Annotated in this window: 11 protein-coding genes; 5 read left to right on the top strand and 6 right to left on the bottom strand. The window is 72.3% G+C overall.

Annotation, left to right across the window (positions count from 1 at the left end):
• Positions 1-2: 2 nt before the first annotated feature.
• The gene (locus ACFYY2_RS30410) at positions 3-1,808 is read left to right on the top strand and encodes a sugar-binding protein (protein ID WP_388748938.1); all 1,806 of its coding nucleotides are present in this window, start codon (positions 3-5) and stop codon (positions 1,806-1,808) included.
• Between the two features lie 58 nt (positions 1,809-1,866).
• Here ACFYY2_RS30410 and ACFYY2_RS30405 read toward each other — a convergent pair whose 3' ends face one another.
• The 5 genes from ACFYY2_RS30405 to ACFYY2_RS30385 form a co-directional block, all read right to left on the bottom strand.
• Complete coding sequence (locus ACFYY2_RS30405) at positions 1,867-2,775, bottom strand: Gfo/Idh/MocA family protein (RefSeq protein WP_388748936.1); 909 nt, start codon at positions 2,773-2,775, stop codon at positions 1,867-1,869.
• A gap of 124 nt (positions 2,776-2,899) precedes the next feature.
• Positions 2,900-4,108 carry an ROK family protein gene (locus tag ACFYY2_RS30400; protein WP_388748934.1) on the bottom strand — a complete coding sequence of 403 codons (1,209 nt, stop codon included), beginning with the start codon at positions 4,106-4,108 and terminating at the stop codon, positions 2,900-2,902.
• A gap of 91 nt (positions 4,109-4,199) precedes the next feature.
• Positions 4,200-5,066 (bottom strand): carbohydrate ABC transporter permease, encoded by an 867-nt coding sequence (locus ACFYY2_RS30395; protein ID WP_388748959.1) that lies wholly within the window; start codon positions 5,064-5,066, stop codon positions 4,200-4,202.
• 77 nt (positions 5,067-5,143) lie between these two features.
• A complete protein-coding gene (locus tag ACFYY2_RS30390) occupies positions 5,144-6,124 on the bottom strand; it encodes a carbohydrate ABC transporter permease (protein WP_388748932.1) in 981 nt (326 codons plus the stop codon).
• Positions 6,125-6,158: 34 nt separating this feature from the next.
• Positions 6,159-7,562 carry an ABC transporter substrate-binding protein gene (locus ACFYY2_RS30385; RefSeq protein WP_388748930.1) on the bottom strand — a complete coding sequence of 468 codons (1,404 nt, stop codon included), beginning with the start codon at positions 7,560-7,562 and terminating at the stop codon, positions 6,159-6,161.
• A gap of 136 nt (positions 7,563-7,698) precedes the next feature.
• On the opposite strand from ACFYY2_RS30385, the gene ACFYY2_RS30380 reads away from it, so the two are divergent.
• The 4 genes from ACFYY2_RS30380 to ACFYY2_RS30365 all read left to right on the top strand — a co-directional run bounded on the left by ACFYY2_RS30380 (position 7,699) and on the right by ACFYY2_RS30365 (position 12,961).
• Positions 7,699-8,745: a zinc-binding alcohol dehydrogenase gene (locus tag ACFYY2_RS30380; RefSeq protein WP_388748928.1), complete on the top strand. Its 1,047-nt coding sequence runs from the start codon at positions 7,699-7,701 to the stop codon at positions 8,743-8,745.
• Between the two features lie 72 nt (positions 8,746-8,817).
• Positions 8,818-9,618, top strand: a complete 801-nt coding sequence (locus ACFYY2_RS30375; protein WP_388748926.1) for a sugar phosphate isomerase/epimerase family protein — start codon at positions 8,818-8,820, stop codon at positions 9,616-9,618.
• Entirely contained in the window at positions 9,615-11,003 is a 1,389-nt protein-coding gene (locus ACFYY2_RS30370) for a trehalase family glycosidase (RefSeq protein WP_388748924.1), read from the top strand. The genes ACFYY2_RS30375 and ACFYY2_RS30370 overlap by 4 nt, the downstream gene beginning before the upstream one ends.
• On the top strand, positions 11,000-12,961 hold the full coding sequence (locus ACFYY2_RS30365; RefSeq protein ID WP_388748922.1) for a glycogen debranching N-terminal domain-containing protein: 1,962 nt from the start codon (positions 11,000-11,002) through the stop codon (positions 12,959-12,961). Before ACFYY2_RS30370 ends, ACFYY2_RS30365 begins: the two co-directional genes overlap by 4 nt.
• A gap of 131 nt (positions 12,962-13,092) precedes the next feature.
• Here the strand turns inward: ACFYY2_RS30365 and ACFYY2_RS30360 are convergent, their stop codons facing one another.
• Positions 13,093-13,710 (bottom strand): sigma-70 family RNA polymerase sigma factor, encoded by a 618-nt coding sequence (locus ACFYY2_RS30360; protein WP_388748920.1) that lies wholly within the window; start codon positions 13,708-13,710, stop codon positions 13,093-13,095.
• Between the last annotated feature and the right edge of the window lie 73 nt (positions 13,711-13,783).

The raw sequence follows: 13,783 nt of genomic DNA, 5'->3' as shown, positions 1-13,783 counted from the left end.
AGATGAGCAGCGTTCGCCGTAGAACCGTCCTGTCGACCGCACTGACCGCCGCTGTCGCCTCGGCGGGACTGCTGCCCACCGCCCGGGCCGCCCAAGCCCGCCAGGCACCACCCCCCGGTCACGAACCCGCCCACCACGACGTCCTGTTCGTGGGCGCACACCCCGACGACGAGCTGCTCAGCTTCTGCGCGCTGGGGCGGTGGCGCGAGCAGTACGGCTGGGAGACGGGAGTGGTCACCGTGACCCGGGGCGAGGGCGGCGGAAACGCGGTGGGCCTGGAGGAGGGCCCGGAACTCGGACTGATCAGGGAGAGCGAGGAACGCGACGCCACCGCCCTGGCCGGAATCCGCAACGTCTTCTACCTCGACAAGCCGGACTTCTGGTACACCCTGTCGGCGCCGCTGACCGCCCGGGTCTGGGACGAGTCGGACACCCTCGAACGCATCGTACGGCTGATCCGGGAGACCACGCCGCACACGGTGGTCACCATGGACCCCAGGCCGTTCGACCAGCACGGCGGACATCAGCTGTCGGCGAGGCTCGCGATCGAGGCCTTCCGGCTGGCAGGCGACCGGCACGCGTTCCCCCGGCAGCTGGCCCACGAAGGGCTGACGGTCTGGCAGCCCCGGCGGCTGCTGGCCCAGAACCACCGTTTCGACGGCCTCCTCGGCGAAGAGGCCGCCGAGCAGCAGCGGACCGATCCGGACTCCGGACTGCCGGTCGTCGGCGTGTGGTCGGGTCACCGCTCCCAGCAGCACGGCACGACCTGGGCGCAGGCCAAGCTGAGCGCCGCCCGGCTGCACCGCACCCAGGGATGGGGGGCGCTCCCGCCCGAGGCCCCGTCGGATCCGGAGGTCCTGAACTCCGAGTGGTTCACCGTGCTGGCGGACCGCGGCCGCCCCGTGCGGAGGCCCGTGCACCGGCAGGACGGACTCCTGCCGCTGTACGAGGAGTTCCGGAGCTGGGCGCACGAGGTCGGCATGCCGTGGCTGGCGAACAACGTCCAGCCGCCGTATCCGGCGCCCCCGACGACCACCGTTCCGGCGGTGGCCACCGCACCCGTGCTGAACGGCCGGGAAGGGGAGGGCGAGTATCCGGGCCCCGAACTGCCCCTGCGGTTCTGGCAGGGTGAAGCAGCGACGGCGGACGACTGCTCGGCGACCGCCAAACTGTCCCGGCACGACGACGACCTGTATGTGCTCGTCCGCGTCACCGACGAACGCGCCGGGTCACCCCTCGGCCAGGACGACGTCAAGCGGCACTGGCGCGCCGACTCCGTCGAGATCGCCCTGGACCCGCGGGGCGACGCGGACGACACGTCCCTGACGTTCAAGGCGGGCATCGTGCCCCTCACGGCCGACGGCGGGGGGCCGGAGGCCGGACGCGACGCGGACAACCATCAGGGCCCGGCCTCCAGGACGGCCCCCGGCATGCGGGTCGTCAGCACGGTCACCGAGCCCTACCGGGGCTACACCGTCGAGGTGAAGATTCCCCTGGGTGAGCTTCCGGCGGCCGCGGATCCCGAACGGTTCGGGCTGAACGTGCTGGTGTACGACTCCGACACCGAGGACCGTACGGGGCAGACACGGCTGGCCTGGGCGCCCTACGGCAGCGCTCAGGCCGACCCCTACGTGTGGGGGACCGCCCGGCTGGAGGGCTACACACCGCCGGCGGACCGCCCGGTCGTCCCCGCCCGGCCCCGCATCCCCGCGGACGCGGCGCGCAGCGAGCACTCCCCCGCCGCGCTGGAGCAGGCCCGCCGCACGGGCATCCCGCTCGCGGGCGGACCGCGCGTGATCAGGGGCTGAGACCGTTCCACGGGCGGGGAGGCGGACGTGAAGGCGCCGGCTCCCCGCCCGCCGGACCTCAGCGGGCGTCCTGCGCGGCCTGGTCGAGCAGTCGCTGGATGCGCAGTCCGTGGGCCGCGTCGATGCCGGTGCCCACGCCGGTCCGTACGGCGGTGGCGAACTCGCGGCGCAGCACGGGCCAGCACTCCTCGTGGTCGATCCCCGCGGTGTCGTAGACCAGTTCCTCTCCGGGGCCGAAGAGTTCGACGCGGGTCCGGGCCCGGGGCAGCTTCACGCTGCCGGACAGGGACGCCTGGCTGACCGCCCCGTTCTCGTGTTCGCAGGTGAGCTCGACCCAGCGGCGCGGATCGCCCGCGGCGCGGACGGAGACGATGGGCCCCACCGCGGTGTCGAGGATGTCCAGGAGGTGCGGGCCGAGGTCGAGCAGCGCGCCGTGCTCCAGCCGCCAGGACGTGGCGAACTCCCCGCCGAGGAAGGCTCCGTGCAGATAGCAGGAACGTGCGCCGGTCACCTCGCGGGTGGCCGCCTCGGCGAGGAAGGCGCGGGTGACCGGGTGGTACCGCTTCGTCAGGACGAGCTGGGAGATCACCCCGTGCTCGGCGACGGCGTCCGCCACGGCGCGCGCGGAGTCGAGGTCGGCGCCCAGCGGCTTCTCCAGCAGGAGGGCTCGCCCCGCTGCCGCGGCACGCGGGGCGAGGACGGCCTGCACGGCGGGCGGCACCGCGAACGCCACGGCCTCGCACGTGTCGAGGAGTTCCTCGAAGGAGTCGGCGACCGGGGCTCCATAGGGCTCGGCGACCTCGGCGGCCGCCTCCGGGCGACGCGCCCAGACCCCCGCGAGCACCGTCTCGGGGCCGGTCGCGAGCATGCGGGCGTGCATGGTGCGCGCCCAGGGGCCGGCGCCCACGAGACCGACGCGGACGGGCTCGTGGGACCAGGTGGGCGTGAGGGGGGTGGTGCTGGACATGGTGCTCTCCGTCGGTTCTGCGGGGGATGTGGTGCGGCCGGTCACCGGTGGTCCGTTCACGGCCGTGACGGCCGTGCGGGGCACCCCGCGGGTGCGCACCGGTGGTGGCCTCGTGATGTGCCCCTCAGGCGCCGATCCGGGCGAGGGACGCGAGCCGGGCGTCGGCACGGTCGGGGGCGTAGAGGTGGTCGACGACCATGCGGGCGGCTCCGGTGAGCGCCGCCCGGTCGCCGAGCTCCGAGGTGACGACCTGCAGGTGGGCGGTGGTGCGTGGCATGGCCCGCTGGTAGATGAGTTCGCGTACGCCGGTGAGGAACGGCGTGCTCGCCAGGTCTCCGCTCAGCATCAGCACCCCGGGGTTGAGCAGGGTGACGACGGTGACCAGCACCTCGCCGACGCGCTGTCCCGCCTCGCGGGCGAGCCGGACCGCGTCGGGCTGGCCCGCGGCGAGGTGGTCGCGCACATCGGACCCCGAAGCGGTGGGCACGCCGGCCGCGGTGAGCTGACCGGCGATGGACCGGCCGCTGGCGACCGCCGCGAGGCAGCCGTAGGAACCGCACATGCACAGGGCGTCGGGGCGGTCGTGGAGCCGGATGTGGCCGATGTCGCCGGCTCCGCCGTCGATGCCCCGGTAGACCTGACCGCCCACGACGACGCCGGCGCCGATCCCGGTCGACGCCTTGACCAGGACGAAGGCGCTGCAGTCCGGGTGCCCCGCACGCTGTTCGGCCAGGGCCATCAGGTTGGCGTCGTTGTCGACGAACACCGGCAGCGGCCCGTCGGCGGGCATCGGGCCGACGTGCTCGGTCCAGGCGTCGCGCAGGCGTTCCCGGACGGGGAACCGGTCCCAACCGGGCATGATCGGCGGTTGCACGATCTGCGCGGACTCCCAGTCGACCGGCCCCGGCACGGACAGCCCGATGCCGCAGACCCGTTCGGGTCCGACGGCGGCCTCGGCGAGCAGCGGGCCGAACCAGCGGGCGAGTTGGTCCAGTGCGCGGTCGGGGCCGTCCGCGATGACGAGGGGGCCGGTGTGCTCGGCGAGGACCGTGCCGGCGAGGTCCAGCAGGGCGACCCGGGCGTGCCGGGTCTCCAGGTCGGCGACGAGCACCACGGCGTGCGCGGGGTCGAACTCCAGCCGGGCGGAGGGCCGCCCACCGGTGGAGGTGCCGGTGGCGCCCCGCAGCCAGCCCGCTCCGAAGAGCTGGTCGAGCCGGTGTCCCACCGTCGAGCGGGAGAGGCCGGTCGCCTGCTGGAGTTCTCCGCGCGTCGTCGCCTCGCCGCTGCGAATCAGCTGGAGCAGATGCCCCGCGCTGGCCTGGTTTCCTGCCATCCCCGCCGTCCTCGCCCTGTCCGTCTCGCCCGTGCCCGTGCCTGCCCCCGGTGGCCTTCCGGCCGTCGTCCCGGGAACCCGGCTCCTGGCGTCAGCTCTTGTCCGCACCGCTGGTCAGGCCCTCGGTGAGGAGCCGTTCGGCGGAGAAGAACAGGAGTACCACAGGGATGGTCAGGACGACCGACCCGGCCATCAGTACGGTCTTCGACACCTCGATGCCGTTGGCCAGTTGCTGGAGTCCCAGGGAGACCGTCCACCTGTCGGGGTCGGCCGCAAGGAAGAGCAGGGCGAACAGGAACTCGTTCCAGGCGATCATGAAGACGTACAGTCCGGTGGCCATGAGCGTGGGGAGCGCGAGCGGAAGGATGATCTTCCGTACGGTCTGCAGCCGTGACGCACCGTCGATCGCCGCCGCTTCCTCGATGCTGAACGGGATGGTGACGAAGTAGTTCTTCAGCATGTAGATGGAGACGGGCACGGTCTGCGCGATGTAGACGATGGCGAGTCCCACGAGGCTTCCGGACAGGCCCATCTTGGCGAACATCACGAAGAGCGGAACGGCCAGCAGGGTCGCCGGGAACATGTACACGGCGAGGAACAGCGCGCTGACCTGCCGGCTGCCGAAGAACTTGAGCCGGCTCACCGCGTAGGCGCCGGGCACGGCCGCCGCGAGGGTCAGGAGGACGGTCGCGATCGCCACGAGCGCCGAGTTGAGCAGCATCCCCAGGAAGCCCTGGCCGCCGTCGGAGGTGGACTTGAGGACGCTCTCGTAGGTGTCGAAGGTGAAGTCCTTCGCCGACACCCAGAGGTTGCCCGGCTCCAGGAGCAGGGAGTCGATGGGCTTCACCGACAGCAGGAGCATGTAGTAGAAGGGCACGATCGTGATCGCCGCGAGGAAGACGATCACCACCCAGCGCAGCACACCGAAGAACCGGTTCTCGAACTGCGCGCGGGTCAGGCGGCCCCGGGCACGCGGGGGTGACGTCGCCGGGCGGGCGGTGCGTCCCGGCTGCTCACGGGTCATCGTGGGGGTGGTCATGCGGATTCCTCCTGGACCTTCTTGCCGAAGAACTTGAAATAGACGCCCAGGAGGACCATGAGCACGACCGCGAGGACGAGGGCCTGAGCGGACGCGGCGCCGACGTCGAAGCGCGCGGTGAGGAAGTCGTAGACGCGGACGGCCACGACGTCCGTGCCCGAGCCACCGCCGGTGAGCAGGTAGATGTCGTCGAACTTGTTGAACGTCAGGATGAAGCGCAGGACGGACAGCAGGGCGATGACGGGCATCAGCTGCGGCAGCAGGATGTGCCGGAAGCGCTGGGAGATCGTGGCGCCGTCGACCTCCGCGGCCTCCTCCAGGCCCGCCGGTACCGCCTGGAGGCGGGCCAGCATGAAGAGGAAGGCGAAGGGGAAGTAGCGCCAGGTCTCGAAGGCGATGACGGTGAGCAGCGCGAGAGGGATGTGGAAGTGGACGCCGAGCAGGCCCACTTCGTAGGACCGGGTCGACAGGAAGGCGATCGGGTCGTCCCAGCCGAAGAGCTTGCGGCCCCACTCGTTGACGATGCCGTACTGCGGGCTGAGCGCGACCTCCCAGACGAACGAGACCGCGACCACGGGGGCGACGTACGGCAGGAGCATCGCGGCCCGCAGGATCCCGCGTCCGCGGAAGGGCCTGCGCAGCGCGAGGGCGGCGATCAGCCCGAGGGCGACGGACCCCGCGGTGGCGCCCACGGTGTAGAGGAGCGTGGTGCCGAGGCTGCTCCAGAATCCGGGGGAACCGAAGACCTGCGAGAAGTTGTCGAGGGTCCAGCGGCCGAAGAGGCCGTTCTGCTGGATGTCGACGAGTTTGGCGTTCTGGAAGGCGAGCAGGACGGTCCACAGGATCGGCAGGATCACCACGACCAGGACCACCAGGAAGGTGGGCGTGACGAAGGCGAGACCTGACCGGTTCTCCCGCCTGCTGCTGCTCTGCGGTGGGACGCGGCGCTTCTTCGCGCCGCTCGTTATGGAGCTCATGGGTCGGTTACCTCGGTGACGGAGCGGCGTGCGGCTACTGGAGGGACTTCTGGAGGGCGGACACTTCGTCGTTGGCCTCCTTGGCGGCCTGCGCGGGCGAGATCTGACCACTGGTCATCGCGCCGATGGCCTTGGCGACGGGGAGTTCGCCGTTGGTGGCGCCGACGAGGGTGCCCTGCCCCTGGGTGAGGCCCCATCGCTTCATGTCGCCGACACCGGTGACGAGCCGGTCCAGGAGGGCCGGGGGGTAGGCCTTCTGCATGGACTCCCGGTGGTCGACTCCCATGACGCTGCCGCGCCACGCCTGCTGGAAGGAGCCGGGCTTCTCCGGGGTGCCGGTGCGGACGGGGATCTTGCCCTCGGGGGCCATGCCGAACCAGTCGGCGTAGCCCTTGCCCATCATGTACTCGATGAACTTCCGGGAGGCGCCGGTCTCCGCGGTCCTGGTGACCGCCCACGACGTGATCTCGCCGAACTGGGCGGGCTCCTTGCCGTCGGGGCCCTTGAGTGAGGTCACGATCCCGGTGTTGCGGGCCAGGAACTTCGGGTCCTTCTTGCAGTCGGGGCAGCTGGGCAGCGCGTCGTCACGCAGACCGGCCATCTCGTCCAGGAGGAAGGAGGACCAGACCGCCATGGACGACTTCCCGGCGAAGTACGTGGCGCGGGTGGTGTCGACGGTCTGGCTGCCGGGCGCACCGTGCTTGCGCGCGAGGTCGTTGTACGCCGTGAAGGCGTTGTGGCACGCCGGGGAGTCGAGGGCGGGCTTGCCGGCCTCGTCCACCAGCTCGCAGCCGTTGGCCAGGGCGAGGTCCTCGAAGCTCTGCTGGGTGAAGACGTCCGAGGGGTCGGAGGCCAGCGATATGCCGTCCCGGCCGCCCTTGTCGAGCTTCGCGGCCGCCTTGAGGGCGCTCGCGTAGCTGTCGGGCGCGTCGAGTCCGGCCTTGGCGAAGAGGTCCTTGCGGTACACGAGGATCTGGAGCCACGCGTCGGAGGGGACCCCGAGCCGGGTGCCGCCGTCGGCGGTGAGCGAGAGCGCGTTGCTGTTGAACGTCTCCGGGTGCAGGTCCTTGACCACCTGGTCGGCGACCTCGGTGTTGAGCAGGCCGTTGCCGTACATCTGCCAGACCTGGCCCATCGGGACCGCCCCGATGACGTCGGGGAGCTTGCCCGCGGCGGCCGCGGACATGATCAGCTGCGGCAGCTGGGTCTCGTCGACGCCGACGAGGTCGACCTTGACGCCCGTCTCCTTCTCGAACCGGTCGACGACCTTCTGGGTCGCGGCCATCCGCGGCGGCAGGTTCTCCTGGGACCACACCGTGATCCTGTTGTCGGGCCGCTCGGCACCTGTGCTGCCGGAGCAGCCTGCCAGCAGACCTGCAGCCAGGGTCCCGGCGAGCCCGAGCAGGGTCGCCTTCGACCGTCGGGTCTTCATCACCATGCTGTGTCCTCACGCCACTTACGCACTTTCCTGATGCATCTCAGCATCACTTTTGCTTCTTGACAAGACATAACTCTGAGATATCTTCGACTGAAGTCAGCGAGCAACACCCCTTCCAGCACCAACGGAGCTCCCCGTGGAACGCGTCGTCCAGTTCACCGGCCCCCGCCAGGTCGAAGTCGCCGAGCACGAGAGCGCTCCGCTTCCCGCGGGACATCTGCGAGTCCGCACTCGCTATTCCGGCATTTCAGCAGGAACCGAACTCACCGCCTATAGGGGTACGAACCCCTACTTGACTCGCACCTGGGACGCCGAGGCCAGGATCTTCCGCGACGGCGCGGCAGGCATCGAGTACCCGGTCGCCGGCTGGGGCTACTCCGAGGTCGGCGAGGTCACCGAGGTCTCGCCCGAGCTCGTGGGCACCCCGGGGATGCCGGTCCCCGGCGACCTGGTCTGGGGCATCTGGGGACACCGCAGCGAGGGCATCGTCCCGGCCGAGCGCATGGTCGGCCACACCCTTCCCAAGGGTCTGGAACCGCTCGCCGGCGCCTTCGCCCGGGTCGGCGCCATCGCGTACAACGCGATCCTCGCCGCCGACATCCACCTCGGCGAGGACGTGGCCGTCTTCGGCCAGGGCGTCATCGGCCTGCTGACCACGCGCCTCGCACAGCTCAACGGCGCACGCGTCACCGCGGTCGACGCACTCGACGGCCGGCTGGCGACAGCCCGGGAGTACGGCGCCCGGCACACCCTGAACGCCCGCGCCGACAGCGTCGCCGAGAGCATCCGTGCCGCCACGGGCGGGGCCGGCGCGGACGTCGCCATCGAGATCAGCGGCGTGTACCCGGCGCTGCACGAGGCCATCCGCTCCGTCACCGTCGGCGGCCGCGTCGTCGCCTCCGGCTTCTACCAGGGGGACGGCGCCGGTCTGCGGCTCGGTGACGAGTTCCACCACAACCGTATCCAGCTGATCTGCTCCCAGATCGGCGGAGTGCCCCCGCAGCTCGCCGGCCGCTGGACCGTCGAGCGGCTCCAGCAGACCTTCCTCTCGCTGGTCGCCGAGGGCCAGGTGGACGTGAAGTCCCTGGTCAGCCATGTCGTCCCGGTGGCCGAGGCGGCCGACGCCTACGTGCTGCTCGACGAGACCCCCGCCGACGCCCTCCAGGTCGTGCTGGAGTTCTGACCCCCGCGGTCCCCCACCCCGTACGAACCGCCAGACCCCAGCGCGCCCACCGTCGGCGCCGAAAGGCATCCCATGCTGAAAACCGCCTGCCAGGAACAGCTCCTTCCCGGCGACACGCTCCAGGAGAAGTGGGCCTTCGCCCAGGACGCCGGCTTCGACGCCGTCGAGCTGCGGTCCAAGGGAGACTTCCACTTCCGCGACCGGCTGCCCGAGCTGAAGCAGGCCCTCGCCGACGGGGTCGTCATGCCCACCGTCTGCGTCGACATGCTGCACTTCTTCGCCGCGTTCGACGACGATCTGCGCCGTGACGCCCTGGAGCAGATGAAGTCGCAGCTCAGCGTCGCGGCCGAGATCGGGGCCCGGGGTGTGCAGACCCCCGCGTCCTACGGGATGTTCTCGCGCCGGCTGCCGCCCTTCGAGCCGCCGCGCACCGAGGAGCAGGACCGCGAGGTGCTGCTGGCCGGTCTCTCCGAACTGGGCGAGCACGCGCGCCGCGAAGGCGTGACCCTGTACCTGGAGCCGCTCAACCGCTACGAGGACCACATGGTCAACCGGCTGGAGCAGGCCGTCGACCTGATCCGCACGGTGGGCCTGGACTCGGTGCGCATCGGCATCGACAGCTACCACATGAACATCGAGGAGACCGACCCGTCGGCCGCCATCCTCGCGGCGGCCCCGTACATCGGCCACGCCCAGGTCAGCGACTCGAACCGGTTCCAGCCGGGTGCCGGCCACCTGGACTGGCCGGCCTGGATCGGCGCGCTCCACAGCATCGGCTACGACGGCTACCTCGCCGCCGAGTGCCGGCTGACGGGCGACCCCGTCGCGGCCGTCCGCTCCATCCCCGCGTTCCTGCGGAGGTCCGGCGCGTGACGTCGCTGCTCGAAACCCCCGTGCCCGCCGCTGCCGATGACCTGACACTTCGGCACGGCGCGGCACGGGTACTCCTCGCCAACTGGACCGGCGGTTCGACCGTCCCGTCGCGGGGCCTGTACCCGCACCAGTGGAGCTGGGACTCGGCCTTCATCGCGATCGGGCTGCGCCACCTGTCGGTGCGCCGCGCCCAGCGCGAACTGGAGAGTCTGCTCGGTGCGCAGTGGTCCGACGGGCGGGTGCCGCACATCGTGTTCAGTCCCTCCGTCCCCCTCGACGCGTACTTCCCCAGCCCCGACTTCTGGCGCTCGTCGACCGCCGGCACCGGGGCGGGCGCGCCCGCCGGGACAGAGACGTCGGGCATCGTGCAGCCGCCGGTGCACGCGCTCGCCGCCTGGCTGGTCCACGTGTCGGACCCGGAGACCTCGCGCAGCCGCGGCTTCCTTCCGCGGGTGTACGAGCGGCTCGTGGCCTGGCACGACTACCTCACCGGGTCCCGCGACCTCGGTGGCGGCGGGCTGGCCGCCATGGTCCACCCGTGGGAGCCGGGCATGGACAACAGCCCCTGCTGGGACGGGCCGCTGCAACGCGTCGAACCGGCCGTCCCGGGCTCGTACCGGCGTGCCGACCTCGACCACGGCCAGGCCTCGGAGCGTCCCACCGATCTGGACTACGGGCGCTATGTGCGCCTGGCGGCCGACTACCGCGACAGCGGCTACGCGGACGTGCGGGGAACGCACTCCTTCGCCGTCGAGGACCCCTGCGTCAACGCGCTCCTGATCGTCTCGGAGCACGCGCTCGCCCGGATCGCCGAGGAGACGGGCGCGGACCCCGCACCCCACCGGGCGCGGGCCGAGCGCCTGACCGCAGCGCTGGTGGAGCGACTCTGGTCGCCCGCCGACGGCATGTTCCTCTGCAGGGACCTGGTCGGCGGCGAGCTGATCGCGGAGCGCAGCGTCGCCGGGCTCGTCCCGCTCATCGTCCCGGGGCTCCCGCAGGACATCGTGGACGCCCTGCTGAGCACGGCCGAGGGCCGGGGCTTCCGTCTCGGCGAGGTCCCGATGGCGCCCTCGTACGACTTCGAGGGGCACGCCTTCGACCCGTCGCGCTACTGGCGGGGACCCGCCTGGTTCAACACCAACTGGCTGCTGGAGCGCGGTCTGCGGCAGTACGGGCGGACACGCGCGGCCGACGCGCTGCGCGGTGCCATGCTCGGCGCGGCGGGCGTCAGCTCCTTCGCCGAGTACGTGGACCCGGTCACCGCCGAGGCACGCGGCACCCGGGCGTTCGGCTGGACGGCCGCCCTCACCCTCGACCTGCTCGCCGCGTCCGGGCCGGCGGGCGGCGACGCCACCCTTCCCACGTCGAACGGAGCACGCTCGTGAACGGCACGGCGGACACCACCCTGGTCCGCGCGGGCACCTTCGTCGTCCTCGGGGCCGACGGCGGTCTCACCGGCCGCGGCGGCACGTCCCCGGACGGCCTGTTCCACCGCGACGCCCGGCACCTGAGCCGGTGGACACTGACCGTCGACGGCACCGCGCCCACGGTGCTGGTGCCGTCGAGCGGCGAGGAGTCCGCCGGCTGCGTGCTCACGCCGCCCGGCACCCGGGACGAACCGGCCGCGTACGCAGTCTTCCGCGAACAGGCCCTGGGGGCGGGCGTACTGACGGAGCGTCTGCGGCTGGTCAACAACCGCCCCGAGCCGGTCGCCGCGACCCTCTCGCTGACCGCGGACGCCGACTTCGCCGATCAGTTCGAGCTGCGGTCCGACAAGCGCAGCTACGACAAGTCCGGGGCGCGGCGCACGGCGAGCGCCCTCCCGGACGGTGTCACCTTCGGCTACGAGCGCGGCGAGTGGACCTCGCGCACGACGGTGTGCGCGTCCCCCGCCCCGGCCTCCGTACGGCCGGCCGACGGGGAGCCCACGGCCCACCGGCTGGACTGGCGCCTCGAACTGCCCGCCCACGGCACCGCCGAGATCCTGCTCACCGTCACCGCGCACGCGCACGGGGCTCCGACGCCCGCCGCCGTGGGCACCCCGGCGGAGGCGGTCGCCGTGCAGGCCGCGGACAGGGAGGCCTTCACGGGGGCACCGCTGCCGCTGCCGCCGGACACCCCCGTCGGCCTGGCCGCCGCGTGCGAGCGGGGGCTGCGCGATCTGGCCGCCCTGCGGGTGCCGGCCACGGGCCCGGACGGCGAGGAGGTGCGGGTACCCGCGGCGGGCATCCCCTGGTTCCTCACCCTCTTCGGCCGGGACTCGCTCTTCACCTCGCTCTTCGCGCTGCCCTACCGGCCCGCACTCGCCGAGGCGACGCTGCTCGCACTCGCGGCGACGCAGGGCACCGGCTACGACGCCGGCCGGGGCGAGCAGCCCGGGCGCATCGTCCACGAGATCAGGCACGGCGAGCTGGCGCACTTCCGTCAGGTGCCCTACGGGCGCTACTACGGCGCGGTGGACGCGACCCCGCTCTTCCTGGTGCTGCTGGACAGCTACACCCGGTCGACCGGTGACACGGCCCTCGCGACCCGGCTGGAGAGCCGGGCCCGCGCGGCCGTGGACTGGATGTTCCGGGACGGCGGCCTGGACGACAGCGGCTACCTGGTCTACTCGCCCGACCCCCAGGGCCTGGTCAACCAGAACTGGAAGGACTCCGAGGGAGCCATCTGCTTCCTGGACGGCACCCAGGCCGAGGGCCCGATCGCCGTCGCGGAGGCACAGGGCTACGCCTACGACGCGCTGGTGCGCACCGCGCGGATCGCCCGGTGGCTCTGGGACGACGCGCCGTACGCCGAGCGGCTCGAAAAGGCCGCCGAGGATCTGCGGGAGCGCTTCCTGCGGGACTTCTGGATGTCCGGGCCCGACTTTCCGGCGCTCGCCCTGGACGGCGAGGGCCGGCAGGTCGACTCGCTGGCATCGGACGCCGGTCACCTGTTGTGGTCCGGCATCCTTGACGACCGGCACGCCCGGCGGGTCGGACAACGGCTGCTGGAGCCCGACTTCTTCTCGGGCTGGGCGATCCGCACCCTCGCCTCGGGGCAGCCCGGCTACCATCCGCTGTCCTACCACCGGGGCACTTCCTGGCCGCACGACAACGCCGTGATCCTGCTCGGCCTCGCGCGCTGCGGTCTGAAGGACGAGGCACGCACGGTCGCCCTCGGACTGCTCGACGCCTCGGCGCACCACGGGCACAGGCTGCCCGAGGTGATGGCCGGCCACTCGCGGGAACAGCACCCGCGCCCGGTCCCGTACCCCCACTCCTGCTCCCCGCAGGCCTGGGCGGCGGCGACTCCCCTGGCCGTCCTCACCGCCCTGCGGGAGGGTGACGGCGAACCGTCGTAGTCCCTCCCGCCCCCGGACCGGCCCGGCCCGCGGCATCCCCCGCTGCGGGCCGGGCCCTCTGACCGGATCGCTCGTGGGGAGGCCGTGGCCCCGGCCTCCCCACGAGCGGACGCGTCACCCCGGCGACGCGGTCAGGGACGGCGGACAGGGCCTCCTTCCCCGTCGGCCAGGAGCGCGATCAGCGAGCTCCGCGCCCGCGCGACGCGTGAGCGCACGGTCCCCACGGGGCATCCGACGGCCGTGGCGGCCTCGGCGTAGGGGAACCCGAGCAGCTGGGTGAGCACGAAGGCCTCACGCCGCTCCGCCCGGATCAGCGACAGGAGTTCGGCGAGTGCGACTCCCTCGTCGAAACCGGGCACGTCGCACGGCTGTGCGCGCTCCGCCGCGCTCTGCCAGTCGTGCCGGTCCGCGAGACGCGGCCGGGCGGCGGCCCGGCGGAAGCTGTCCGCCACCGTGCGGCGGGCGATGGAGAGTATCCAGGTGCGGGCCGACGAGCGGCCCTCGAAGGCGGGCAGTCCGGTGAGGGCCCGGAGGAACACCTCCTGGGTGAGGTCGTCGGCCGCCTGCGGGTCAGCGCTGAGATGGGTGACGTAGCGCCAGACGTCGCGGTGCAGTGCGCGGACGAGCCGGTCGGCCTTCTCGGGATCTCCGTCCCGGGCCTCCAGCGCCAGCCTGGTGGCCGTCTCGTCGAGGGCCGCGGTACGCCGGTCCGGTGTTCCGCCGATGGGTGGGTACGGGGCATGGGGCATCGCCACAAGGTCCTTTGCGGGCATGTGTGGTCCGGCGGCGCGCGAGGCCGGCCGGTGACGGATTCGGCCTGCG

Source organism: Streptomyces sp. NPDC001822 (assembly GCF_042892135.1).
In the GTDB taxonomy this organism is placed as follows: Bacteria; Actinomycetota; Actinomycetes; order Streptomycetales; family Streptomycetaceae; genus Streptomyces.
This window is presented reverse-complemented; position numbering and strand designations above follow the sequence as displayed.